The sequence below is a fragment of the Qipengyuania sp. Mu-71 genome, assembly GCF_036867055.1.
Classification (GTDB): domain Bacteria; phylum Pseudomonadota; class Alphaproteobacteria; order Sphingomonadales; family Sphingomonadaceae; genus Qipengyuania; species Qipengyuania profunda.
In genome coordinates, this window is sequence record NZ_JBAJHR010000001.1 from 1,324,042 (window position 1) to 1,347,116 (window position 23,075).

The window sequence follows — 23,075 nt, forward strand, 5'->3', positions numbered from 1 at the left end:
CCGGGTAAAAGTTTTCCAGCGATGTTGCTAAGCCTCAGCGGCTAGAGACGCGCAGCCTTTCCGTCAAGCGCAACGCTTGGCTTTGTGGCAGCTTGTTCTACAGGACGTATGAGCCATCCACAGCTTAGTGCAAAGAGGCGTCATGCTCCGCGAGAAAATCCAGTCCGAAACCGTTACCTCGATGAAGGCAAAGGACAAGGACCGCACCGCCGCGCTCCGCCTGATCGGCGCGAAGATCAAGGACCGCGACATTGAAGAGCGTGGTCTTAAGGCGAAGGCCGAAGGTCGCGCCGTCGACTACGATCAGGACCATAATCCCATTCCTGCCAGCGCCTACACACCGCCTGAGTCCGACGATAGCATGATCACAGAAGTTCTGCTCAAGATGGCCAAGCAGCGCCGCGAATCGATCGAGATGTACGAGGATGGCGGCCGCCAGGAGCTTGCCGACAAGGAAAAGGCCGAGCTGGCGGTGATCGAGGAATTCCTGCCGCAGCAGATGAGCGAGGACGAAACCCGCGCCGCGATCGCGCAGATCAAGACCGACCTTGGTGCCGATGGCATGAAGGACATGGGCCGCGTGATGGGGGAACTCAAAGGCCGCCACGGCGCTACTCTGGAGATGAGCAAGGCCAGCGGACTGGTGAAGGAAGCCCTATCATGAACAAGATCGTATTCGCCCTCCCCCTTTCGCTGGCGCTCGCCGCCTGCGGGTCCGCCGATGAACCGCCGACCGATCTGGAAAACGCGGAGAGCGATGGCGCGGCCGCGGCGCTCGCGCGCAATATCGAGGCAGGCGAATTCCTCGATCTCGATCTTGGTGCAAAGATCGTCGGACCGCAGGGTCCCGAAGTGACCAGCGCGCTGTCGAACGTCGAAGGCAATTTCGCCGACCTACGCAGCTTCGTCGCCTGTCCTGCGGACATGACCGAATGCGATCCCGCGACCGCGCCCGAAGGCACGATCTATACCTATGTCCATGTCGTCTATCCGGGCGAGGATAATGAGGCAGGGACCGGCAGCGGCGAAGGCAATGATTCGTCCGATGTCGAACGCGCGACCGCGTTTCGCATGACCCGCCCGGCGACCGGGTTCACCGGCGCGGCCGGTTATTCGAAAGACGAGGCGATGGCCGCGATCGGGGCCAAGGCCGATGTCGTCATCACCTGCGACGATGGCGCGCTGGTCTGGACCGTCAGTGCGGGCGACGGCGGCGACCAGTGGGAGCAGGCCGAACCGCTGACTTTCTGGTGGCAATCGACCGTCGCACCTGCGGGTCCGGCCGCCGCCTATGCGATCGACGCCAATTATGCGCAGGCGACGGGCAGCGGCCCCTACCCCGCCGATGCGCCCGGCGCAGCCAACGCCTGCAACGCACCCGCCGTAGCGGGCGCGGAAGGGTAATCGCATGATCCGCGCCGCAGGAATCGCGACCGTCATAGGGTGCCTGGCTTTGGCCGGGTGCGGGAACAGCGAGCCTGCGCCCGCGCCCTCCCCCACGCCGACCATCGCCGCCCCGCGCACGCTGGTCGGCGCGGATCTCGATCTGTCGACACTAGGCGCAAAGATCGTCGGACCGCAGGGATCCGAGGTGGAAACCGTGCTCAGCGCGGGCAATCGCCAGATCGGCACATTGGTGAGCTATGTCGCCTGCCCCGCGGGCACGCTTGTGTGCGAACCCGGCGAAATGCCTGCGGGCACTGTGTACACTTACGTCCACGCGATCACTCTGGTTGACGCCGAAGACGCCGCCGAAGATCCTGTCGCCGACGCCTCCGACCTGCGCGAAACCCCGCCCACGCTGTTCCGCACCCTCCGCGCCGCAACCGGGTTCAACCAGGCCGTCGGCTATTCGACCGCGGAGGCCGAAGCCGTACTGGGCGATCCCGATGCAATTTCGATCACCAATGACAATGGCAGCCTGATCTGGCGCGTGGTGCGCGGTTCGGGCTGGCAGCCGGGCGGCACGGTCACGCTGTGGTGGCAGTCCAACACTGCGCCGCAGGGTCCGGCGGAAGCCTATCTGTTCGAACTCGACGGTCAGCAGGTTGCAACCACTGGCCCGTTCCCGCCGGAGGATAAGCCTGTGGAGGGTTCCGCCGCGCGCTAGCGGTCGCCGCATCCCGGCGATAAGGTCTGCGACCTTATGGCCCTGTCACCCCAATGGTTAGACGAATTGCGCATGCGGACCACGCTGTCCGCGGTGATCGGTCGTACCCTGCGGCTGACCAAGGCGGGGCGCGAATTCAAGGCCTGTTGCCCGTTCCATAACGAGAAGACGCCGAGCTTCTACGTCAATGACGAGAAGGGCTTCTACCATTGCTTCGGCTGCGAGGCGCATGGCGATGCGATCCGCTGGCTCACTGATCAGCGCGGCCTGCCGTTCATGGATGCGGTGAAGGAATTGGCCGCGGAAGCCGGGATGGAAGTCCCCGCCCCCGATCCGCAGGCCGCCCGCCGCGCCGAACAACGCGCCAGCCTCCACGATGTGACCGCTGCGGCGCAGGACTGGTTCGAGGGCAATCTGCGCGGCGCAGACGGGGTGCAGGCGCGCAGCTATCTCGGGCGGCGCGGGTTTTCCGAAGCGACGGTGCGCGAATTCGGCTTCGGCTATGCCCCCGAGGACCGGCAGGCGCTCAAGCGCGCGCTGGACCGGTTCGAGGAGCCCATGCTGATCGAGGCGGGCATGCGGATCACGGTCGAGGACAAGGAACCCTACGACCGCTTCCGCAGCCGGTTGATGCTGCCGATCCACGATACGCGCGGGCGGGTGATCGCCTTTGGCGGCCGGATCCTCGACAGCGAAGCCAATCCCAACGCGCCCAAATATCTCAACAGCCCCGATACGCCGCTGTTCGACAAGGGCCGCACGCTTTACAATCTCCACCGCGCCGCCCCTGCCGCGCGGCAGAGCGGGCGGATGATCGTGGTCGAAGGCTATATGGATGCCATCGCGCTTGCCAATGCGGGCATCCGCGAAGCGGTCGCCCCGCTGGGGACCGCGCTGACCGAAAACCAGATCGAGCTGCTCTGGCGCCAGGTCGAACGGCCGATCCTGTGCTTCGATGGCGACAAGGCCGGCCAGCGCGCGGCGATGCGCGCCATTTCGCGCGCCCTGCCGATGCTGCGCCCTGCGCATTCGCTGGCGATCGTGCGCCTGCCCACGGGGATGGACCCCGACGATGTCATCCGCGACCAGGGCGTCGGCGCAATCGAGCAATTGCTTGCCGAACCTGCCAGCCTGCTCGACACGCTGTGGGACTTCGAGAAGGCCGCTTCCCCGCTCAATTCGCCCGAGGACAAGGCCGGGCTCAAAGCGCGGCTGCTCGACCATGTCGACAGCATCCAGCACCCCGATATTCGCGCGCTGTACAAACGCGAACTGCTCGAGCGGTTCTCCGCCTATGCGTTCCCCCCGCGCCCGCCGCGCGAATTCCGCCCACGCGGCGAATGGCAGAAGGGCGGCTTCAAGCCCCCCGCGCCCAGCTTGTCCCCCGAAGCCCGCGACAGCCTGACGCGGGCGATGGCGGGCGGTGCGCGCGATTCGCTGACCCGCGCGGTGATCGCGGGACTGGTCAAGTTTCCCGACCAGATCCTGCGCCACGAAGACGCGCTTTCCGACCTCGCGCGGCGTGACCAAAATGTCGGTCCGGCACTCGATTCGCTGCTTGAAGCTGCCGAGACGCTTGATTTGTCCGCGCAATCGACCATATCGCTCGAGCGAGGCCTTCCCGCCCCACCGGCAAAAACCTTATTCGCCTTCCTCGATGAAGGCATCGACCCGGGTGATGCGCGCGAGGATCTGGCCGAGGCCGTGTCGCTCCTGGTCGAAAGACCAGCGCTGGAATCCGCCCTGGCGGAGGCTACAGCGCGCTTTGAACGCGATCCGGAAGGCTCCATCGCCGAACAGGGCCGATTGCGCGAGCGATTGCTGGCCCTGAACGAGCATTTGAAGCGTTTTGGACGTAGGAAAGCTGCAGCAGACGGCGAATCGGACACATGATCTTGGCGGGAACGCGGCCCGCTGGAAGTTTTAGACTGGATTAGAAATCTTTATGGCCACCAAGTCGAAGACCACGGACGATGGCGACGCTCCCCTGATCGACCTCAACGAAGCCTCGATCAAGAAGCTGATCGCCAAGGCGAAGCGCAAGGGTTACGTCACCTATGACGAGCTCAACGACGCGCTGCCGCAGGGCGAGATGAGTTCGGACCAGATCGAGGATATCCAGTCAGCCCTGTCCGACATGGGTGTGCAGATCGTCGAAAGCGACGAGGAAGCCGAAGCTGCGGCCGAGGAAGATTCCGAAGTCGAGGAAATCGCAGCGGGTGCCAAGAAAGACACCAAGGCCGCAGCCAACAAGCCCACCGCCACGCGCAAGCTCGCCACCGGCGAACGCACCGATGACCCGGTCCGCATGTACCTGCGCGAAATGGGCGCGGTCGAACTGCTCAGCCGCGAAGGCGAAATCGCGATCGCCAAGCGCATCGAAGCCGGCCGCGACATGATGATCATGGGCCTGTGCCAGAGCCCGATCACCTTCCACGCCATCATCCAGTGGTCCGAAGCGCTCAATGCCGAGGAAATGCAGCTGCGCGAGATCCTCGATCTCGATGCCATGCTGTCGAAGGAACCCCCGCCCGAGAAGATGGAAGCGGGCGAGGATGAAGACGACGACGGCGAGATTTCCGAGGAAACCGCCGGTCCGACGATTCGCGACGACGATGAAGACGAGGATTCGGAAGAAGACGGCGAAGAGGGCGAGGAAGGTTCGTCCAAGAGCGACGACGAAGAGGAAGAGGACAACACCATGTCCCTTGCTCAGATGGAAGCCGCGCTCAAGCCGGATGCCATCGAACGCTTCGCGCGTATCGCCGACCTCTTCGGCAAGTTCGAAAAGCTCCAGAAGGAGCGCGTCGACCTGATGGCCAAGGGCGAGGTTTTTACCCGCGCCAAGGAAAAGAAATACGAAGCGCTTTCGGAACAGCTCACCGCCGAAGTCGAAAGCGTCCAGTTCCACGCGACCAAGATCGAATTTCTGGTCGACAATCTCTACGCCTTCAACCGCCGCCTGACCGCGCTGGGCGGCCAGATGCTGCGCCTTGCCGAGCGCCACAAGGTCAAGCGGATCGACTTCCTCGATGCCTATATCGGCAACGAGCTTGACGATAGCTGGCTCAAGGAACGCGCCAAGAAGGACAAGAAGTGGGCGGCCTTCGCGGAGAAGGAAGGCGATGCGGTCGAACGCATCCGTGCCGAGATCTCGGACATCGCCAGCCAGACCGGCATGGCGCTGGAAGAGTTCCGCCGTATTGTGAACATGGTCCAGAAGGGCGAGCGCGAGGCGCGTATCGCCAAGAAGGAAATGGTCGAGGCGAATTTGCGCCTGGTGATCTCGATCGCCAAGAAATACACCAACCGCGGCCTGCAGTTCCTGGATCTCATCCAAGAAGGGAACATCGGCCTGATGAAGGCGGTCGACAAATTCGAATACCGCCGCGGTTACAAGTTCAGCACCTATGCCACCTGGTGGATCCGTCAGGCAATTACCCGCTCGATCGCCGACCAGGCACGCACGATCCGCATCCCGGTCCACATGATCGAGACGATCAACAAGCTGGTGCGCTGCAGCCGCCAGTTCCTGCACGACCAAGGCCGCGAACCGACACCCGAAGAAATGGCCGAGAAGCTCTCCATGCCGCTCGAGAAGGTCCGCAAGGTGATGAAGATCGCCAAGGAACCGATCAGCCTCGAAACGCCGATCGGCGACGAGGAAGACAGCCACCTCGGCGATTTCATCGAGGACAAGAACGCGATCATCCCCGTCGATGCCGCGATCCAGGCCAACCTCAAGGAAACCGTGACCCGGGTTCTGGCCAGCCTTACCCCCCGCGAGGAGCGCGTGCTGCGCATGCGCTTCGGTATCGGCATGAACACCGATCATACGCTTGAGGAAGTCGGCCAGCAGTTCTCGGTCACCCGTGAACGTATCCGTCAGATCGAGGCCAAGGCTTTGCGCAAGCTCAAGCACCCGAGCCGTAGCCGGAAGATGCGTTCTTTCCTCGATCAGTAGACGCATGCGCAACCTGCGGGAGCGCATGCCCATCACTCCAACCGGCAAATTCTTTAAGGCTGCCGGGAACCGTTGGGCGCCCAATGCTTTAAGGCGCCATGCGGGGAGAAATACGAGGGGGCCCGGTCGCGAAATCGGCCGGTGTTCGGGGATCATCGACGTTGGATAGGGCTATCGACTTCAAGCTCGTGCTCGCGCACTCGCCGAACCCCTATCTGCTGCTCGATCACGAGCTGAATATACGTTGGGCAAACGATACCTATCTCAAGCTCATGGATCGCGAGCGCGACGACATTGTCGGCCGCCATGTATTCGATGCATTCCCGAGCGAAGGTGAGAGCCGCCAGCAACTCCAGACCTCTTTCGACCGGGTGCTCGAGACGGGCGAGCCGGACGAGATTGCGCATATAAAATACGATATTCCCAATGCCTCGGGCGGCATGGATGCGCATATTTGGAGCACGACCCAGGTTCCGATCCTCGACGATGGTGGGGCCGTCGAATACATTCTCCAGCATCCCATCCAGATCACGAAGATCGAACAGCGCGATACTGCGGGCGTTGTCCGCCGGGCCGAAGCGGTCGAAGAGCGGTGGCGCGGGGCATCGAAGGAATTGGACCGGCTGCGCGCCTTGCTGGAACAAGCGCCCGGTTTCGTGGCCGTACTTGCAGGCCCGGAACATCGCTTCGTCATGTCGAATGCCGCCTATCGCCGCCTGATCGGGGAGCGCGAACTGGAAGGCAAGAGTGTGGCGGAGGCGCTGCCCGAAATCGCCGAACAGGGCTTCGTCGAAGTGCTCGACAGGGTCATGAGTACCGGCGAACCCTATTTCGGACGCCGCGAAAAGATCCTGTTGAAAAGCAGCGATGACAATGAACTGCGCGAGCGGCATCTCGAATTCATTTTTCAGCCCATTCGCGGCCCGGATCGCTTCGAGGGCGTGCTGGTCCAGGGATATGATGTCACCGAGGAAGTGGTGGCCGAGGAAAGCCAGCGCATCCTGATCAACGAACTCAACCACCGCGTGAAAAACACGCTGGCTGTCGTTCAGGGCCTGGCGCAGCAATCGTTCAGGGGTGACAAGCAGAATCCCCAGCTCGACATCTTCGTCGAACGGCTGGCGGCCTTGGCCAGTGCGCACAGCCTGCTGACCGAACGGCGGTGGGAATCGGCCGATCTGGCAACCATTGTCCGGGGCGCGCTCGAAGCAACCGCGGGAACCCGGCAGTCCCGCTATACGCTCGACGGGCCAGATATCCGTCTCGAGCCGCAGCCCGCTGTCGCCTTGGCGATGGTCATCCATGAATTGTGCACCAATGCGGTGAAGTACGGCGCGTTTTCGACCGAGGGCGGCTCGGTCGATATTCACTGGTCGCTCGAACAGGACACCGACGGCAACCGGCTCGTTCTCGATTGGCGTGAAACCGGCGGCCCGACGGTCGCCAAGCCGGACAGGACCGGATTTGGATCGCGGCTCATAAAGCGTGGGCTCGGCACACCGGGGAGCCGCACCGAGATCGACTATGCACCCGCCGGCCTGCACTGCCGCCTCGAGGGCATTCTATGCCCCTGACCGGCAAACGTATCCTGGTGGTTGAGGACGAACCTATCATTGCCTTCTCGCTCGAGGACATGCTCCTCGAGGACGGCGCCGATGTGGTCGCCGTGGGCTCGCTTGAAGAAGGGCTCGATCAGGTCGAAGCCGGGGCGTTCGATTTTGCCATTCTCGACATCAACCTGCATGGCAAGAAAAGTTACCCCATCGCCTTCGAGCTTGTGCGCAAGGGCGTCCGCTTCGTCTTTGCCAGCGGCTATGGCGACGCCGAACACCCGGCAGAACTGGCGGATGTCACCACGCTGACCAAGCCCTATGTGCTGGACGACATCCGCGATATCGCGATCGACAACTGACCCTATCAATCCGGCGTGGGCAACCGCCACAAGGAGGTGGCGAGCCGCAGCGGAAACGACTATGGGGCGCGCATGCGTATCGCCATAGCATCCGACCACGCCGCGCTCGATCTCAAGACCGAGCTGCGCGACTGGTTGATCGAACAGGGCCACGAGGTCGCCGACCTTGGTCCCGAGACCGCCGACAGCGTCGATTATCCCGACTTCGGCTACAAGCTGGCCAGCGTCGTCGCCGATGGCACCGCCGAGCGCGGCGTTGCCCTGTGCGGGAGCGGGATCGGCATTTCGATGAGCGTCAACCGCAACCCCGCCATGCGCTGCGCGCTGGTGGGGGAACCCCTGTCGGCCACCCTCGCCCGCGAACATAATGATGCGAACTGCATCGCCATGGGTGCGCGCCTGACGGGCAGCGACATGGCCAAGGCGTGCCTTTCCGCCTTCCTCGAAACCCCCTTCGCCGGCGGCCGCCACCAGCGCCGCGTCGACAAGCTTTCCAACCCGGACATCTGATCTATGGCTACCCAGGCAAAAGACACCGCGCGCGACCCGATGGACCGTTTCTGGCACGATACGCTGGCCGAAGCAGATCCCGAGATCCATGCCGCGATCCGCAACGAGCTGGCCCGCCAGCAGGACAAGATCGAACTGATCGCCAGCGAAAACATCGCCTCCACCGCGGTTCTCGAAGCCACGGGTAGCGTGTTCACCAACAAATATGCCGAAGGCTATCCCGGCAAGCGCTATTACGGCGGCTGCGACTATGCCGACGTGATCGAAACGCTGGCGATCGACCGCGCCAAGAAGTTGTTCGGGTGCGAATTCGCCAACGTCCAGCCCAATTCGGGCAGCCAGATGAACCAGGCCGTGTTCCTTGCGCTGCTGCAGCCGGGCGACACTTTCATGGGGCTCGACCTCAATTCGGGTGGTCACCTCACGCATGGCTCGCCGGTCAATATGAGCGGCAAGTGGTTCAATCCGGTCAGCTATGGCGTGCGCCAGGATGACGAGCTGATCGACATGGACGAGGTCATGGCGATCGCTAGGGCCAACAAGCCCAAGCTTATCATTGCGGGCGGCACTGCCTATTCGCGCGTGTGGGACTGGGCCGCTTTCCGCAAGGTGGCGGATGAAGTCGGCGCCTATCTGATGGTCGACATGAGCCACATTTCGGGCCTCGTGGCGGGCGGCGCCCACCCCAATCCCTTCCCGGATGCGCATGTCGTGACCACCACCACGCACAAATCGCTGCGCGGCCCGCGTTCGGGCGTGATCCTGTGGAATGACGAGGCGCTGACCAAGCCGTTCAACATGGCGGTTTTCCCCGGCATGCAGGGCGGCCCGCTGATGCATGTCGTCGCCGCCAAGGCGGTGGCCTTTGGCGAGGCGCTGCGGCCCGACTTCAAGGATTATGCGCGGCGCGTCGTCGACAACGCCCGCGCGCTGGCCGAAGGCATCGAGGCCAATGGCTTGCGCGTCGTTTCCGGCGGGACGGACAACCACTCCATGCTGGTCGATCTCAGCGCCAAGGACGTGACCGGCAAGGCCGCCGAAGCCGGGCTCGACCGCGCCTGGCTGACCTGCAATAAGAACGGCATCCCCTACGACACACGCAGCCCCTTCGTGACCAGCGGTATCCGCCTCGGCACGCCCGCAGGGACCACGCGCGGTTTCGGGCCCGACGAGTTCAGAACCATTGGCGCGCTGATCTGCGAAGTGGTAGATGGGATGTCGCGCAATGGCCCCGAGGGCGACGGCCAGGTCGAAGAGCAGGTGCGCGGCAAGGTTGCCGAACTGTGCGCTGCCTTCCCCGTCTATCCGGGGCGCTGAGGAGACAAGCGATGGACGAGCAGGACCCCAAGCACCAGGATCACGAGCTCCTTTCCGACGCCAAGGACGAGGTGAAGAACATGGCTACCAAGGGCCTCGACCATCCTTCGACCAAACCGGTGCTGACCGGCGCGGCCGTCGGCGCGATTGCGGGCGGCCTGCTGCCGGTCGTGACCTGGCCGATCGGTCTCGTCGCAGGCGCGGGTTTCATGCTCTACAAACGTCTCCGACCGTAAATGCGCTGCCCTTTCTGCGCGCATGACGACAGCCAGGTAAAGGACAGTCGTCCGACCGAGGATTCCACCTCGATCCGGCGCCGCCGGCAATGTTCCAGCTGCGGCGCACGCTTCACCACCTTCGAACGCGTCCAGCTGCGCGAGGTCACCGTGCTTAAATCGGGCGACCGCCGCCAGCCCTTCGATCGCACCAAGCTCGAACAGTCGATTGCCCTCGCCTGCCGCAAGCGCGATGTTCCGCAGGAACGCATCGACCAGCTGGTCAGCGGGATCCAGCGCCAGGTCGAGACCGCGGGCGAGGCGGAGATTGCTTCGCAGCGTATCGGCGAAATGGTGATGGACGGGCTGCGCGGCCTGGACAGCGTCGCCTATATCCGCTTCGCCTCGGTCTATCGCGACTTCAGCGAAGCGCGCGATTTCGAGGAATTTGCCAGCACTGTGCAGGAAGCGGCCGCCAATGAGCGAAGCTGATACGCGCAAACCCGTAATCGTCCTCGTCCGCCCACAGCTGGGTGAGAATATCGGCAAGGCGGCGCGCGCGATGCTCAACTTCGGACTGGTCGAAATGCGGCTGGTCGAGCCGCGCGACGGCTGGCCCAACCCCGCGGCCGGTCCTGCCGCGGCGGGCGCGGACATCGTGCTCAATCAGGCGCAAGTGTCTGCCACCACTGCTGAAGCCGTCGCCGATTGCGCGCATGTCTTTGCCACGACAGTGCGCAAACGCGGTGTCACCAAGCCCGTTGTCACGCCCGAGCAAGCCAGCCAGGAAATCGCCGCAGCGCAGGGTCGCAGCGCGATCCTGTTCGGGCCCGAGCGTTCGGGTCTGGAAACCGAGGACGTAGCGCTGGCCCGCGCGATCCTGACCGTGCCGATCAACCCCGAATTCGGATCGCTCAACCTCGCGCAGGCGGTGATCCTGTGCGCCTATGAATGGTCGAAGCACGAACAATTGGTCCAGCCCACGCAGGAAGACCTCCTGCCCCCCGCCCCGCAGGAAGAGCTCGACGGGCTGGTGGCGCATCTCGAGGGCATGCTTGCACCCAAGGGCTATTTCCTTCCCGAGTCGCGCGCCGAAGCATCACGCCGGACCCTGCGCGGCGTGCTGACGAAGCCGGGCTGGAACCACCTCGAAGTCCGGACCCTGCGGGGGGTTTTGTCTTCCTTGGCCCGCCCCCCCAGAGACTAGGTCATTCTAATTTCTTGATTTCGCGATCTTGTGGTAGTCTTGCATTCCATTGCTTTTGCATGGGTTGATGGTGAGAGGACAAACCATGAGAAATACAGTCACTGTAGCGCTTTTCGCGGGTGCCCTATTCTTCGCTACCGCTGCGAATGCTCAGAACGACGCCGAAGACGGTGACACGGCCACCAAGGTTGCTCTCAGCGACGCGGCCGACGAAGGCACGGTCGAGCGCAACGACGAAACCATTGTTTGCCGCAATATGGCCCCCAAGGTCGGGACACGCATCCCGGGCCGAGAAGTGTGCCTGCCGGTCTATCAATGGGAAGAATGGGAACGGACGACACGCGAAACGGCGAACGATGTCGAAACGCGCGGGCTCATCAGAAATAATCCCTGACAATCTTCATCGCGCTCGATAGGCTGCGGCTTCATTTGGCGATCCGTACCTCGCGCTTGGGGCGAGTTGGTCCGGACCGTCTGCAGATGGCCCATCCCACGGGCTGTTCCACAGGAGGAAAACGTGAACACCAAGTATCTGACCATTGCTGCCGGTGCCGCCGCGCTCTTCATGCTTCCTGCCTCCGCATCGGCAGATGGCGAGAAGGGCGTGATCGCGGATGAGGACAGCGCGGCTGCAAACGATGCAGCGACGGTGGTCTGCAAGCGTCTGCCGCCGCCCGTCGGTTCGCGTCTGGGCAGCAAAAAGGTCTGCAAAACCAACGCAGCCTGGAAACTCGAGCGCGATGCTGCTGGCTCAGCCGCTCGTGAAAATCAGGATCGCAGCGGAACCGGCAACACCCGTACGTCTGGCTAGTTTCCTTCGCGGAGCCGGTCCCACTCGACCAGCTCGTAAGCGATTGAGGTTTCCACCAGATCTTCCCAGATCCGCATAAGCGGGTCTGCCGGAAGATTGCGGCGAACCGCATCGGAGCGCGCATTGCCGACCACTTCGGCTTTGCGCGCTTCGTCGCGCACGGCGTTGCGGTCGGATTTGATCCGTGCCGCCGCGCGCATGTAGCCGAACCGCCGCTCGAGCAAATCCATCAATTCGCGGTCGGTCGCATCGACCCCGCGGCGGACATCGCGCATATCGGTGCAGTCGTCGGGCAGTTTGTAATCCTGGGTCATGGCGCAGCGCCCTGCCCCGCTTGCTCCGCCTTGTCGAGCACCTATGTTACCGCTTGACGCGCAGCCCGATATTGATAAGAGCGCGCCTTCGCAAATTGGCTCCGCACCCCGGTGAAGCGGAAGCCGCGTCGAACCCCTGGTTCGGCGGTGTTATGCCGGGTTTGATGGCCGTCGATGGGATGGCCCAGCAAATTGGAGAATATCTATGACGAAGCGCACCAGCGCCAAGTACAAGCTCGACCGCCGGATGGGTGAAAACATCTGGGGTCGCCCGAACAGCCCGGTCAACAAGCGTTCCTACGGTCCCGGCCAGCACGGTCAGCGCCGCAAGAGCAAGATGAGCGACTTCGGCCTGCAGCTGCGCGCCAAGCAGAAGCTCAAGGGCTATTACGGCGACGTCACCGAGAAGCAGTTCAAGCGCACCTACAAGGAAGCGTCGGCCATGAAGGGCGACACGGGCCAGAACCTCGTCGGCCTGCTCGAACAGCGTCTCGACATGGTCGTCTATCGCGCCAAGTTCGCGCCGACCATCTTCGCCGCCCGCCAGATCGTGAGCCACGGCCACATTCTCCTCAACGGCGTGAAGACCAACATCGCCTCGGCGCGCGTCAAGGTCGGCGACGTTGTCGCACTCGGCAAGAAGGCGCAGGAAATGGCGCTGGTCATCGAAGCGCAGAGCCTGCCCGAGCGTGACATTCCCGACTACGTCGCGCCCGACGGCAACGACAAGGTGACCTTCACCCGCGTGCCCAAGCTCGACGAAGTGCCTTATCCGGTGACGATGGAACCGAACCTCGTGGTCGAATTCTACTCGCGCTAAGCCTCACCGGCAGCGACACAGAAAAAGGGCGGTCCCTCGCGGGGCCGCCCTTTTTCGTTCAACCTTGTCGGACCCGATCAGGATCCGAGGTTGGCCCCAAGGAAGCTGTCGATCTTCAACAGCATCTGTTTGCGGGCGGCGCTATCGTCGAGATCATGCGCGAGGTCTTCGAATTCCAGATAATCGACACTTTTGTTCGCGCGTTGCAACGCTTCACTCATGCGGCGGCCCTGCTCCACGTTGACGTTTTGGTCTGCATCGCCGTGGACGATCAGCACGGGCGCGGAAAAGCGGCCGACATTCTGCGCGGGACTGCCTTCGACGAGATGCGGACCGTCGCCCAATTCCTTCTCGACCAGGCGATAGCTGCTGAAGTTCCGGTCATCCTCGCGCAATTCGCGCAGATCGGTAACCGGAGCGATGGCCACCACAGCTTTGAACAACTGTGGGTCGAGAACCTGCGACTGCAGCGCTGCATATCCACCGTACGACCAGCCCAGGGTTGCAAGCCTGGCACCATCCGCGATCCCCTGATCGACCAGCCACCGGCCAGCAGCGTTGACGTCGCCGACAGCTGTTCGCCAGTTCTGGAAGCCGTTCTCGCCGAACCAGTTCGCGCCATAACCCGCGGATCCACGGAAGTTCGGCTGCAGCACCGCATAACCCCGCGCGGCAAAGAACTGCACGAGCCAATCGAAACCCCATTCATCGCGGGCCGACGGGCCGCCGTGGGGCATGACGATCGCTGCCAGGTTCTTGCCGTCCGAACCGGGCGGGAGCGTCAGGTAGGCCGGAACCTGATTTCCGTCCGAAGTCGTGTAGGTAACGGGCTGCATCGCCGCCAGAGTTCGCCCGACGGATTCCTCGCGGATCGGCAGGAGCGGGTTGAGCGCCTTGGCATTCTGGTCGAACAGATAGAGCATTCCCGGATCCGTATCGCTGGCGGCGATCACCAGAAGCTCGCTTTCGTCCGAACTGGCACCCGCAATGTCGATCGCGGGATTGCCGGGGAGTGCCTCGGTCAGGGCCGAAGCGAGGCCTTTCATGGCCGGATCGAAGTAACGAACATAGCGCTTTTCAGTGGCGTAGCTGGCGCCAATCACACGCCCGCGGCGCCCGAGCGTAACCACATCATCAACGTCGAAATCGCTGACCGAGAACACCCTGGTGCGGGTGGCGTTACCATCCAGGGTGACCGTGTACAGCGCGTAGTGCCCGCTCTCGTCGACATCGTAACCATAGGCAAGATTGCTGGCGGCATCGACGGCCTGCGGGCGAAAACCACTGGTGTACCCCCGGCCCACTTCGACGCGCGAGAGAGGCTGCCAGCGGTCCGAGTCCGCGGTCCGGTAGAAATAGGCAACCACGTCGTCGAGATAACCCGAAGGATTGTAATTCTGCGTGGCCTTTATCCGGATCCTGCCCTCGTCGTCGGCAAGGTAGAACCGGGCATTCTTGTCCGGACCCTCGACCGGCTTCTCCCTGCCACTCACCACGTCGCGCGCGATGACGCCAAGGCCACCTTCGCTATTCGCAAGGCGCGTATTGAGCGATTCCTCTTTGACGTACTCACGCGTCATCAGGATGGAGCTCTCGGAGGCATCCGAATTCAGCGACACGATCGAACCGCCGTTCCAGACCCCGCGCAATGCACGCAGATTGCGCGGCGCTTCGATCGATTTCGCGTTCTGCCCGTCATGATCAAGGGCGATCAGCCGGGTACCGCCAAGGAACTCGCCGAGCGCCGCATCGCGCGTGGTCATGTAAATGCGACAGATCAGGCGTTCATCGGTGACCCACTGGCATGACGTAAGATCGCTCGACACTTCATCGGACACGAGTGACCGCCGCGGCGGCGTGCCGACGGCCAGATCAACGGTATAGAGCGCCTCGCCGTGGGTGCCGAAGGGGGCCACATAGGCAAGCTTGTCGCCCGAAGGCGAAAGGCTCACATGCAGCACGGACTCCCGCGCACCGAACACGGACGCAATTTCCTCCGCGGTTTCGGCGTAAACCGGCGTACCCAGCGCGCACAGAGAAACGACGGCAGCACCGGTGAGTAGCTTTTTCATGAATTTCGACCCCTATTTTCCAAGTAGGTCGAAGACTAGCAAAGCCAAAACGTAGCGCAACCTCGCAGGGTGCCTAGTATTGGTTAACTGCGCACCCCTTGGCAGACCAGCAATTCAGTATCGCCCGGCCACCTGCAGCGATTTCCACACCATCGCGGCGATCGCGAGCGTGATCGCCCCGCCCCAGAACCAGTAGGGCAGGAACAGCGCATCGGCGATGCGGCCGGTGTCGGACAAGACCGCTTGCCCGCCAAGCTGGCCCCTAGGGCTGAAGAGATAGCCGAGGTCCTGATACACGCTCACCGCGCCCTGCACGCCGAGGAACTCGACCGCGACGCGTTGCCATTTCGCATTGCCGCGCAGCGCGATGTAACCCGCCGCGACGGCGAATAGCGGCAGCACGATCCACCCCGCAATCGAGCGCACCCATACCAGCGTCGTTACCGCCAGCGCAGCCGCAAGACCCAGCAGCACCCAGCGGGTGGCCCGCCGCGAACGCGAGGCGATAATCATCAGGCATCCCGCGATACTCGGACCCAGTAACCCTGCCGCCGCGACGATCGCCTGGCCGATGCCCCACATGCTCCCGGAATATTCGGCAAATCCCGAGCCATTGGCAAAGATCACCAGACGCTCGAACTCGGCGCCGAGCAGCATCGCGGTCAGCCCGTGCGCCATCTCGTGGAACCAGGTCGCCAATAGCGTAAACGGCATCAGCGCCAGCGTCCCAATCTCGGTCTGCCAAGCGATAATCGTCAGCACTGCGAAGGCGAGGATATAGCTCTGCTCGCGTTGGATGGCCGGCTGCATGTGGTCCTCCGCATAGGGCAGCCCCCATTTCGGGGGCGCGACAAGCGGCTGGGGGTTTTCCGTCATCCGGGGAGCCTATCGCCCGCGCGCCTCAACGCAAGTAGTCGCGGCGGAAATCGCTGGCGAACTGCGCGAATTGCCCTACCCTGATCGCATCGCGCATCGCCTGCATCAGCTGCTGGTAGAAGGCGATGTTATGCTCGGTCATCAGCATGGCGCCGAGGATTTCCTGCGACTTGACCAGATGGTGCAGATAGGCGCGCGTATAGGTGCCGCAGGTATCGCAGGTGCAGCGGCTGTCGAGCGGCTCCTGATCTTCGGCGAAGCGGGCATTGCGCAGATTGATCGGGCCGTTCCACGTAAAGGCCTGGCCGTTGCGACCCGACCGGCTGGGCAGGACGCAATCGAACATGTCGACCCCGCGCTCGACCGCGCCGACCAGATCGTCGGGTTTGCCTACGCCCATCAGGTAGCGCGGGCGATCCTCGGGCAACTGGCCAGGCGCGTAGTCGAGCGTGGCGAACATCGCTTCCTGCCCTTCGCCCACCGCGAGCCCGCCGATCGCGTATCCGTCAAAACCGATATCGGCGAGCTTGTCCGCGCTGATGCGGCGCAGGTCCTCGTCGAGCGCGCCCTGCTGGATTCCGAACAGCGCCGACCGCGCGGCATGCTCGCCGCCCGCGTCGAAGCCGTCGCGGCTGCGCTTCGCCCAGCGCATCGACATTTCCATGCTGGCCGCAATCTCGTCGCGCGGGCGATCGGCACGCGGGCATTCATCGAACGCCATCACGATATCGCTGCCCAGTAGGCGCTGGATTTCCATGCTGCGCTCGGGCGTGAGCATGTGTTTCGAGCCATCGATATGACTGCGAAATTCGACGCCCTGCTCGGTCAGCTTGCGCAGTTCGGACAGGCTCATCACCTGGTAGCCGCCGCTGTCGGTAAGGATCGGGCGCTGCCAGTTCATGAATTTATGCAGACCGCCCAGCCTCGCCACCCGCTCGGCCCCCGGGCGGAGCATCAGGTGGTAAGTATTGCCGAGAATAATGTCCGCGCCCGTCTTGCGGACGGTTTCGGGTTTCATCGCCTTGACCGTCGCCGCGGTGCCGACCGGCATGAAGGCGGGCGTGCGGACCGTGCCGCGCTGCATTGCGATGCTGCCGGTGCGCGCGGCGCCGTCGGTCGCATGGATGGTGAATGCGAAACGTTCGCTCATGATCAGAAGCCGTAAATCAGGGTGGCGCGGGTCAGCGTGTCGGTGTCTTCCGACCCCGCCGGCGGGTTGCTGTCGTACTCCACCTTGTACGACAGGCGCGAACGCAGCCGGTTGCTGACGTCGAAATCGAGACCCGTCACCAGATTGATCGTGGTGTTGGCCCCGTCGAAGATCAGCGTTGCCTCGGCGCCGGTTTCGGCCAGCGCCTCGACATCCTGCGTCAGCTTGAGGCGGTCGAGCATCTGCCAGTCGAAATCGAGCCCGACCAGTCCCGCGATCCGATCCGCGCTGGTTCCGTCGGTGAAATCCGTCACGCGGTAGGCGGGGCCCGCCTTGAGCGAGAGCTTGAGCTCCGGATTGTCGACCACACGATAACCGAGACCTCCCGAAACCGAATAGCGCGAGGAGAAGCCCTGGATCCGGTCGCGTTCGTATTGCGCGAGGCCATAGGCGAAGATGTTCTCGTCGAACTGCCAGCGCGGTTCGTAGGAAGCCGCGAACTGTTCGCGGCTGGTCGAGCCGTTCTGCCGCTGGTAATCGGCGCGCAACCTGATCGCATGGGTCCAGTCGATGCCTTCGCGATCGAGCCGCAACGCCGCCACCACCCCGACAGACTCTGTATTGCCGCTCGACTGGAAAGCACCCAGCTCGCCTTCGCCGCTCCAGCGCTCGAACATGCCTGCGTTGATCAGCGCGGTCTGCTCCGCCTCGGCCTCGGCCGCACGGCGCGCCGCCAGCGTGATCTTCCACTGGTCGTTGATCGCATCGATCATGCTGCGTTCTTCGGGCCATGTGCTGCGCGCGAGGTCGATAACCGCAGCGACCTTCTGCTCGTCGCCGCTGGCTATGGCTGCATCGATCATCGCGCGCGCGCCCTCGGGAAGCTCGGCCTGCACGGCCGTCCCGGCACAGCCCAGCAGGGTGGAAAAGATCAACGGGATAAAGCGCATGGGCTGCGCGTAGCGCCTAGTTTCGCGCCTCGCCACCCTCCAATCGATGGAACGTGTCAGGCGCGCAGGCGCCAACCGGTCTTGAAGATATAAGCGATCACCGCGACGCAGGTTGCGAGGAAGCCGAGCGTGATGCCGAAGCTGATCCCAATATCGACATCGCTCGATCCGTAGAAGGTCCAGCGCAAACCGCTGACCAGATAGACGATCGGATTGGCCAGCGCGATCGTGTCCCACGGTTCGGGCAGCATATCGATCGAATAGAAGGTCCCGCCGAGAAAGGTCAGCGGGGTCAGGAACAGCATCGGGATGATGCCCAGCTTCTCGAAATTGTCCGCCCAGATGCCGAGGATGAAGCCGAACAGGCTGAAAGCGGCGGCGACCAGCATGATGTAGCATACCGCGAGCAAGGGGTGCGCGATCGAATAATCGACGAACAATCGCGCGGTCAGCAGGATGATCGCGGCGAGCAGCAGGCTCTTGGTCATCGCGGCGCCCACGAAACCGATCAGAGTCTCGGCAACGCCCACCGGCGCGCTGAGCAGTTCGTAGATCGTCCCGGTAAAGCGCGGCATGTAGATGCCGAAGCTGGAATTGCTGGTGGTTTCGCCCAGCAGCGTGAGCATCAGCAGGCCGGGAATGATGAAGGCGCCATACTCCACCCCCCCGAGATCGGGCATGCGCCCGCCGATTGCCGCGCCGAACACGATGAAATAGAGCGAAGTGGTCAGCACCGGCGCAAGCACCGACTGGAACGCGGTGCGCAGGAACCGCATCAGTTCACGGGTGTAGATCGACCAGGTCGAACGCCAGGAGATCATGCCGCCTCCCCCTCGCCCAGCAGCGAGACGAAGATATCCTCGAGGCTGCTCTCGCGCGTTTCGATGCCGGTATAGTCGATCTCTGCGGCGATCAGTGCCTTGGTGAGCGCGGCCACCTCGGCCTTGCCCTTGCCGGTCCCGTCGCCGCCGCGATAGCAGAGCGAGGTTCCGCCCTGTTCCAGCTCGACCGGGAAACGGGCGATTGCCGGCGGCAGTACGGTCAGCGGCTGGGCCAGCGCAATATGCGCCTCGGTGCGGCCAAGCCGCGCCATCATGGCATCCTTCTGGTCTACCATCAGCAATTTGCCGCGATTGATGATCCCCACGCGGTCCGCCATCATCTCGGCTTCCTCGATATAATGCGTGGTGAGAATGATAGTCACGCCGCGGCTGCGCATGTCGTCGATGATCGCCCACATGCTCTTGCGGAGTTCGACATCGACGCCCGCGGTGGGCTCGTCGAGGAACAGCAGATCGGGCTCATGCGCCAGCGCCTTGGCAATCAGCACCCGGCGCTTCATCCCGCCCGACAGCGCCATTATACGCTCGTCGCGCTTGTCCCACAGGCTCAGGCTGCGCAGGATTTCCTCGATCCGCTCGCGGTCGGGGGCAAGACCGAACAGCCCGCGTGAATAGCTGACCGCGCGCTCGACCGGTTCGAACATGTCGGTGCTGAGCTCCTGCGGCACCAGACCGATACGGCTGCGCGCCCGGCGCCAGTTGCTGGCGAGGTCGTAGCCAAAGGCGTGGATCGTGCCCGAACTGGGCCGGACCAACCCGCAGACCGCACCGATCAGCGTGGTCTTGCCTGCCCCATTGGGACCGAGCAGCGCGAAGATCTCGCCCCTGCTGACCGTCAGATCGACATGGTCGAGCGCTTTCAGCCCGCCGGGATAGACCTTCGACAGGCCGCTGAGTTCGAGAATCGGATCCACAGCCTCCTAGCTAGCGGCGATCCAGTTGCCGTGGAAGCCCGGTGGGATGAGATGCGGGATATGGACCGCCGCGACCGGGGAAAGGCTCATAGCATCGAGGATCTCGAGTGCGCTGGTGCCGTGGTTGCGGTCGATCACATATCCCATCACCCAGCCATCGCCTTCGGGCGCGCCGGCCGAGCGCGGAACAAAGACGAATTCGCCGGGAATGCGCCCTTCGCCGAAAACATGCTGCACGCGTTCGCCAGTGGCGAGATCGTGGCGATAGAGCGGCATCGGCGCGACAAAATCCAGATCCCCGTCTTCGGGCATGCCCATCGACCAGAGATAGCGATGAGGCTTGGTAAAATAGCGCTCGTCCGGCCGGGGAAATTCTTGGCCTGCTGCGTCCATGGTGCGGCGGGTGACCTTCCCGCCCTGCCCGTCGACCGTCCAGCGTTCGAGCCCGAGCGCCTTGCCATAGGGCCCCGGCATCTCGCCGTCGAAAATGGTCTCATAGGGGCAGACGTCGATGATCACCTGGCCGGCTTCATCTTCGAAACTGTTGCCGACATGAAAGACATAGCAGGGATCGACCTCGTGCCACACGACCTCGTCGCCCGTGGCGCCGCGCGGCAGCAATCCGACCCGCGCCTTGTGGTCGCGATTCCAGCGATAGGGGAATTTGTGGCCGGACATGAGCGCCTGCATCGAGAAGGTGACCGGCAGATCGAGGATCACAACGAAGTTCTCGGTGAGCGCGCAATCATGGATCGAGGGACCATGCTTTACCGCGATCTCGGTTTCGCGCAGCACCTTGCCGTGCCGGTCCATGGCGACGTGGCGAATGGTGTCCTGCGACGGACCCTCGTAGCAAATCGCGTGATATTCGCCCGTATCGGGGCATTGATGCGGATGCGCGGTGAAGGAACCGGTCAGCCCGCCGCCGAAATCGGAATAGGCGACGCTGTCGAGATTGCCGTCGAGTTCGACCGGGAAGCTGTTGGCCTCGACCAGCGCCATGATCGTCCCGCCGATATCGAGGACATTGGTGTTGACGGTGTCGCCAAAGCCGCGGCGCGGGCCGCCCACGGCCGGCGGGCCGCCCTTGCCTTCAAGCTCGGCGGAGCGGATGAAGCGGTTGCGATACCATTCGGCCTTGCCATCCTTCAGTCGGACGCCGTGCACCATGCCATCACCCAAAAACCAGTGGTGGCCCTTGCCGGTTTCGCCGAAAGGATTGGGACCGATCCGGACATAGCGGCCATCGAGTTCGGCGGGAATGGTGCCGGTCACGGTCGGGTTATCGAGCGTGAATTCCTCGGTCAGCGGTGTATGGATGCCGTGCAGGAACGGATTGTCCTCCGCACCCGGCAGACGGGTGCGGTTGATGCTGGCAACCGCCTGTAGTGCGGGCGTAACTGCCTTGCTGATGGTTTTCTCGATGACGCTTGCCATGACCGACTCGCTCCGGTTAAAGTGAACGCTGTAAACATAGAGGTCATGCTAACAGTGTCAACATCGCCTGCCAGCTACCATCACGGCAATTTGCGCGACGCCCTGCTCGCCGCCGGGCTGGAAGCGCTCGAAGGGGCCGAGGGCAAGGCCCCCTCGCTGCGCGAACTGGCGCGCGAAGTCGGGGTTTCGGCGACTGCAGTGTATCGCCATTTTCCCGACAAACAGGCGCTCGACAAGGCGCTGGCGCAAGAGGGCCTCGCGCTACTTGGAAGCGAGCAGGCAAAAGCCGCGAAGAAAGCGGGCGGCGGTGCGGCGGGCTTTGCCGAGACGGGGCGGACCTATGTCCGCTTCGCGCTCGCGCATCCCGCGCTTTTCCGGATGATGTTCACGCAAGGCCATCCGGTCGGCGACCGCGATGCACCCGATCAGGCGCGCGAGTTACTGACCGCGCATACGCAGGCGCTCACCAGCGATCCCGAACGCGCCGAAACGCTCGCACTGCAGGCCTGGTCGATTGCGCACGGGATTGCGATGCTGATGCTCGACGGGCGCATTAGCGCCGACGATGCGCTGATCGACCGCTTGCTCGATACAGACAACGTGTTCCCCTAGGTCAGGGAAGCAGCAGCGAGGAATCGCCATAGCTGTAGAAGCGGTATTCCTGCGCAATGGCGTGCTCATAGGCGGCCATCATCCGGTCGCGCCCCATCAACGCGCTCACCAGCATCATCAGTGTCGATTTGGGCAGGTGGAAATTGGTCATCAGCCCGTCGATCGCGCGAAATCGGTAGCCCGGCGTGATGAAGATGGCCGTATCGCCCGCGAACGGCTGGATTACGCCGTCTTCGCCCGTCGCGCTTTCGAGCAGGCGCAGGCTGGTGGTGCCGACCGCGATGACCCTGCCGCCTGCCGCGCGAACCGCATTGAGCCGGGCGGCGACCGAAGGTTCGATCCGGCCCCATTCGGCATGCATCGCATGGTCGTCGGTGTCGTCCGCCTTGACCGGCAGGAAGGTCCCTGCCCCGACATGCAGCGTGAGTGTTTCGGTCCCAACCCCGGCCTCAGCCAGCGACGCCATTAGCTCGGGCGTGAAATGCAGCGCGGCGGTGGGTGCGGCGACCGCGCCGTCCTCCTGCGCGAACATGGTCTGGTAGTCTTCGCGGTCGCGCGCGTCGGTAGGGCGCTTGCCTGCGATATAGGGCGGCAGCGGCATCCGGCCTGCCCGCTCGAGCAGGACCTCGACCGGTTCATCGCCTGCGAAGGCGAGCACGAAGCTGCCATCGGGCAGCCGTTCTTCGGCGAGCGCGGTTACCCCGCCGCCGAACTCGGCGATATCGCCGACCCGCAATCTCTTGGCATTGCGCACGAAGGCCTGCCAGCGGCGCAAGTCGATCCGCTTGTGCAGCGTGGCGCCGATCGCGGCCTCGCCCCGGCGCCCTTCAAGCTGCGCCGGGATCACGCGCGTATCGTTGAACACCAGCACATCGCCCGCGCGCAGCATGTGCGGCAGGTCGCGCACGCCGCGATCCTCGAAGGGACCTTGCCCGCGGACGACGAGCATGCGCGCAGCATCGCGCGGACGCGCCGGGCGCAGCGCAATCCGTTCGGGCGGGAGTTCGAAATCGAAGAGGTCGACTTTCATCGCGCTGCCCCT

25 protein-coding genes are annotated in these 23,075 nt (G+C 63.5%); 16 read left to right on the top strand and 9 right to left on the bottom strand.

Annotated elements, in window-relative coordinates:
- The first annotated feature begins 142 nt into the window (after positions 1–142).
- The 14 genes from V6B15_RS06570 (at position 143) to V6B15_RS06635 (ending at position 12,046) form a co-directional block, all read left to right on the top strand.
- Positions 143–664, top strand: a complete 522-nt coding sequence (locus V6B15_RS06570) for a GatB/YqeY domain-containing protein (RefSeq protein ID WP_334200503.1) — start codon at positions 143–145, stop codon at positions 662–664.
- Positions 661–1,404 (top strand): hypothetical protein, encoded by a 744-nt coding sequence (locus tag V6B15_RS06575; RefSeq protein ID WP_334200504.1) that lies wholly within the window; start codon positions 661–663, stop codon positions 1,402–1,404. Before V6B15_RS06570 ends, V6B15_RS06575 begins: the two co-directional genes overlap by 4 nt.
- 4 nt (positions 1,405–1,408) lie before the next feature.
- Positions 1,409–2,110 (top strand): hypothetical protein, encoded by a 702-nt coding sequence (locus tag V6B15_RS06580; RefSeq protein WP_334200505.1) that lies wholly within the window; start codon positions 1,409–1,411, stop codon positions 2,108–2,110.
- Between the two features lie 36 nt (positions 2,111–2,146).
- Positions 2,147–4,003, top strand: a complete 1,857-nt coding sequence (dnaG, locus tag V6B15_RS06585) for a DNA primase (protein ID WP_334200506.1) — start codon at positions 2,147–2,149, stop codon at positions 4,001–4,003.
- Positions 4,004–4,055: 52 nt separating this feature from the next.
- The gene (gene rpoD, locus V6B15_RS06590) at positions 4,056–6,074 is read left to right on the top strand and encodes an RNA polymerase sigma factor RpoD (protein WP_334200507.1); all 2,019 of its coding nucleotides are present in this window, start codon (positions 4,056–4,058) and stop codon (positions 6,072–6,074) included.
- 161 nt (positions 6,075–6,235) lie between these two features.
- Positions 6,236–7,648, top strand: a complete 1,413-nt coding sequence (locus V6B15_RS06595) for a sensor histidine kinase (protein ID WP_334200508.1) — start codon at positions 6,236–6,238, stop codon at positions 7,646–7,648.
- Positions 7,639–7,986 (top strand): response regulator, encoded by a 348-nt coding sequence (locus V6B15_RS06600; protein WP_334200509.1) that lies wholly within the window; start codon positions 7,639–7,641, stop codon positions 7,984–7,986. Before V6B15_RS06595 ends, V6B15_RS06600 begins: the two co-directional genes overlap by 10 nt.
- Positions 7,987–8,058: 72 nt before the next feature.
- Complete coding sequence (gene rpiB / locus V6B15_RS06605; RefSeq protein ID WP_320180309.1) at positions 8,059–8,496, top strand: ribose 5-phosphate isomerase B; 438 nt, start codon at positions 8,059–8,061, stop codon at positions 8,494–8,496.
- A gap of 3 nt (positions 8,497–8,499) precedes the next feature.
- Positions 8,500–9,813 carry a serine hydroxymethyltransferase gene (glyA, locus tag V6B15_RS06610; protein WP_334200510.1) on the top strand — a complete coding sequence of 438 codons (1,314 nt, stop codon included), beginning with the start codon at positions 8,500–8,502 and terminating at the stop codon, positions 9,811–9,813.
- Positions 9,814–9,824: 11 nt separating this feature from the next.
- On the top strand, positions 9,825–10,049 hold the full coding sequence (locus V6B15_RS06615; protein WP_334200511.1) for a hypothetical protein: 225 nt from the start codon (positions 9,825–9,827) through the stop codon (positions 10,047–10,049).
- Positions 10,050–10,520, top strand: coding sequence for a transcriptional regulator NrdR (nrdR, locus tag V6B15_RS06620; protein ID WP_253515924.1), 471 nt, complete (start codon positions 10,050–10,052; stop codon positions 10,518–10,520). It abuts the gene before it with no gap.
- A complete protein-coding gene (locus tag V6B15_RS06625; RefSeq protein WP_334200512.1) occupies positions 10,507–11,235 on the top strand; it encodes an RNA methyltransferase in 729 nt (242 codons plus the stop codon). Before nrdR ends, V6B15_RS06625 begins: the two co-directional genes overlap by 14 nt.
- Before the next feature lie 85 nt (positions 11,236–11,320).
- A complete protein-coding gene (locus V6B15_RS06630) occupies positions 11,321–11,629 on the top strand; it encodes a hypothetical protein (RefSeq protein ID WP_334200513.1) in 309 nt (102 codons plus the stop codon).
- Positions 11,630–11,752: 123 nt separating this feature from the next.
- Positions 11,753–12,046 (top strand): hypothetical protein, encoded by a 294-nt coding sequence (locus V6B15_RS06635; RefSeq protein WP_334200514.1) that lies wholly within the window; start codon positions 11,753–11,755, stop codon positions 12,044–12,046.
- Here the strand turns inward: V6B15_RS06635 and V6B15_RS06640 are convergent.
- Complete coding sequence (locus tag V6B15_RS06640; RefSeq protein WP_334200515.1) at positions 12,043–12,360, bottom strand: chorismate mutase; 318 nt, start codon at positions 12,358–12,360, stop codon at positions 12,043–12,045. The genes V6B15_RS06635 and V6B15_RS06640 overlap by 4 nt on opposite strands.
- 205 nt (positions 12,361–12,565) lie before the next feature.
- On the opposite strand from V6B15_RS06640, the gene rpsD reads away from it, so the two are divergent.
- Positions 12,566–13,180, top strand: a complete 615-nt coding sequence (gene rpsD / locus V6B15_RS06645) for a 30S ribosomal protein S4 (RefSeq protein ID WP_253515954.1) — start codon at positions 12,566–12,568, stop codon at positions 13,178–13,180.
- A 77-nt stretch (positions 13,181–13,257) separates the two neighbouring features.
- On the opposite strand, the gene V6B15_RS06650 is transcribed toward rpsD, so the two are convergent.
- The 7 genes from V6B15_RS06650 to V6B15_RS06680 form a co-directional block, all read right to left on the bottom strand.
- Positions 13,258–15,252, bottom strand: a complete 1,995-nt coding sequence (locus tag V6B15_RS06650) for an alpha/beta hydrolase family protein (RefSeq protein WP_334200516.1) — start codon at positions 15,250–15,252, stop codon at positions 13,258–13,260.
- 114 nt (positions 15,253–15,366) lie between these two features.
- Positions 15,367–16,128 (bottom strand): M50 family metallopeptidase, encoded by a 762-nt coding sequence (locus tag V6B15_RS06655; RefSeq protein ID WP_334200517.1) that lies wholly within the window; start codon positions 16,126–16,128, stop codon positions 15,367–15,369.
- A gap of 25 nt (positions 16,129–16,153) precedes the next feature.
- A complete protein-coding gene (tgt, locus tag V6B15_RS06660) occupies positions 16,154–17,278 on the bottom strand; it encodes a tRNA guanosine(34) transglycosylase Tgt (protein WP_334200518.1) in 1,125 nt (374 codons plus the stop codon).
- 2 nt (positions 17,279–17,280) lie between these two features.
- Positions 17,281–18,228: a DUF481 domain-containing protein gene (locus V6B15_RS06665; RefSeq protein ID WP_334200519.1), complete on the bottom strand. Its 948-nt coding sequence runs from the start codon at positions 18,226–18,228 to the stop codon at positions 17,281–17,283.
- 56 nt (positions 18,229–18,284) lie between these two features.
- On the bottom strand, positions 18,285–19,049 hold the full coding sequence (locus tag V6B15_RS06670) for an ABC transporter permease (protein WP_253515970.1): 765 nt from the start codon (positions 19,047–19,049) through the stop codon (positions 18,285–18,287).
- Positions 19,046–19,984, bottom strand: coding sequence for an ABC transporter ATP-binding protein (locus V6B15_RS06675; RefSeq protein ID WP_334200520.1), 939 nt, complete (start codon positions 19,982–19,984; stop codon positions 19,046–19,048). The genes V6B15_RS06670 and V6B15_RS06675 overlap by 4 nt, the downstream gene beginning before the upstream one ends.
- 6 nt (positions 19,985–19,990) lie before the next feature.
- On the bottom strand, positions 19,991–21,421 hold the full coding sequence (locus tag V6B15_RS06680) for an 8'-apo-carotenoid 13,14-cleaving dioxygenase (protein ID WP_334200521.1): 1,431 nt from the start codon (positions 21,419–21,421) through the stop codon (positions 19,991–19,993).
- A 45-nt stretch (positions 21,422–21,466) separates the two neighbouring features.
- On the opposite strand from V6B15_RS06680, the gene V6B15_RS06685 reads away from it, so the two are divergent.
- The gene (locus tag V6B15_RS06685) at positions 21,467–22,033 is read left to right on the top strand and encodes a TetR/AcrR family transcriptional regulator (protein WP_334200522.1); all 567 of its coding nucleotides are present in this window, start codon (positions 21,467–21,469) and stop codon (positions 22,031–22,033) included.
- 1 nt (position 22,034) lies between these two features.
- Here V6B15_RS06685 and queA read toward each other — a convergent pair whose 3' ends face one another.
- Complete coding sequence (gene queA / locus V6B15_RS06690) at positions 22,035–23,063, bottom strand: tRNA preQ1(34) S-adenosylmethionine ribosyltransferase-isomerase QueA (RefSeq protein ID WP_334200523.1); 1,029 nt, start codon at positions 23,061–23,063, stop codon at positions 22,035–22,037.
- Between the last annotated feature and the right edge of the window lie 12 nt (positions 23,064–23,075).

Coding starts and splice junctions, on each gene's coding strand:
- V6B15_RS06575 (WP_334200504.1), top strand. CDS start 661: ATGAACAAGATCGTATTCGCCCTCCCCCTTTCGCTGGCGCTCGCCGCC.
- V6B15_RS06640 (WP_334200515.1), bottom strand. CDS start 12,360: ATGACCCAGGATTACAAACTGCCCGACGACTGCACCGATATGCGCGAT.
- rpoD (WP_334200507.1), top strand. CDS start 4,056: ATGGCCACCAAGTCGAAGACCACGGACGATGGCGACGCTCCCCTGATC.
- V6B15_RS06600 (WP_334200509.1), top strand. CDS start 7,639: ATGCCCCTGACCGGCAAACGTATCCTGGTGGTTGAGGACGAACCTATC.
- V6B15_RS06670 (WP_253515970.1), bottom strand. CDS start 19,049: ATGATCTCCTGGCGTTCGACCTGGTCGATCTACACCCGTGAACTGATG.
- V6B15_RS06685 (WP_334200522.1), top strand. CDS start 21,467: ATGCTAACAGTGTCAACATCGCCTGCCAGCTACCATCACGGCAATTTG.
- nrdR (WP_253515924.1), top strand. CDS start 10,050: ATGCGCTGCCCTTTCTGCGCGCATGACGACAGCCAGGTAAAGGACAGT.
- V6B15_RS06680 (WP_334200521.1), bottom strand. CDS start 21,421: ATGGCAAGCGTCATCGAGAAAACCATCAGCAAGGCAGTTACGCCCGCA.
- V6B15_RS06650 (WP_334200516.1), bottom strand. CDS start 15,252: ATGAAAAAGCTACTCACCGGTGCTGCCGTCGTTTCTCTGTGCGCGCTG.
- V6B15_RS06570 (WP_334200503.1), top strand. CDS start 143: ATGCTCCGCGAGAAAATCCAGTCCGAAACCGTTACCTCGATGAAGGCA.
- V6B15_RS06655 (WP_334200517.1), bottom strand. CDS start 16,128: ATGACGGAAAACCCCCAGCCGCTTGTCGCGCCCCCGAAATGGGGGCTG.
- rpiB (WP_320180309.1), top strand. CDS start 8,059: ATGCGTATCGCCATAGCATCCGACCACGCCGCGCTCGATCTCAAGACC.
- V6B15_RS06625 (WP_334200512.1), top strand. CDS start 10,507: ATGAGCGAAGCTGATACGCGCAAACCCGTAATCGTCCTCGTCCGCCCA.
- V6B15_RS06630 (WP_334200513.1), top strand. CDS start 11,321: ATGAGAAATACAGTCACTGTAGCGCTTTTCGCGGGTGCCCTATTCTTC.
- rpsD (WP_253515954.1), top strand. CDS start 12,566: ATGACGAAGCGCACCAGCGCCAAGTACAAGCTCGACCGCCGGATGGGT.
- glyA (WP_334200510.1), top strand. CDS start 8,500: ATGGCTACCCAGGCAAAAGACACCGCGCGCGACCCGATGGACCGTTTC.
- queA (WP_334200523.1), bottom strand. CDS start 23,063: ATGAAAGTCGACCTCTTCGATTTCGAACTCCCGCCCGAACGGATTGCG.
- tgt (WP_334200518.1), bottom strand. CDS start 17,278: ATGAGCGAACGTTTCGCATTCACCATCCATGCGACCGACGGCGCCGCG.
- V6B15_RS06615 (WP_334200511.1), top strand. CDS start 9,825: ATGGACGAGCAGGACCCCAAGCACCAGGATCACGAGCTCCTTTCCGAC.
- dnaG (WP_334200506.1), top strand. CDS start 2,147: ATGGCCCTGTCACCCCAATGGTTAGACGAATTGCGCATGCGGACCACG.
- V6B15_RS06580 (WP_334200505.1), top strand. CDS start 1,409: ATGATCCGCGCCGCAGGAATCGCGACCGTCATAGGGTGCCTGGCTTTG.
- V6B15_RS06665 (WP_334200519.1), bottom strand. CDS start 18,228: ATGCGCTTTATCCCGTTGATCTTTTCCACCCTGCTGGGCTGTGCCGGG.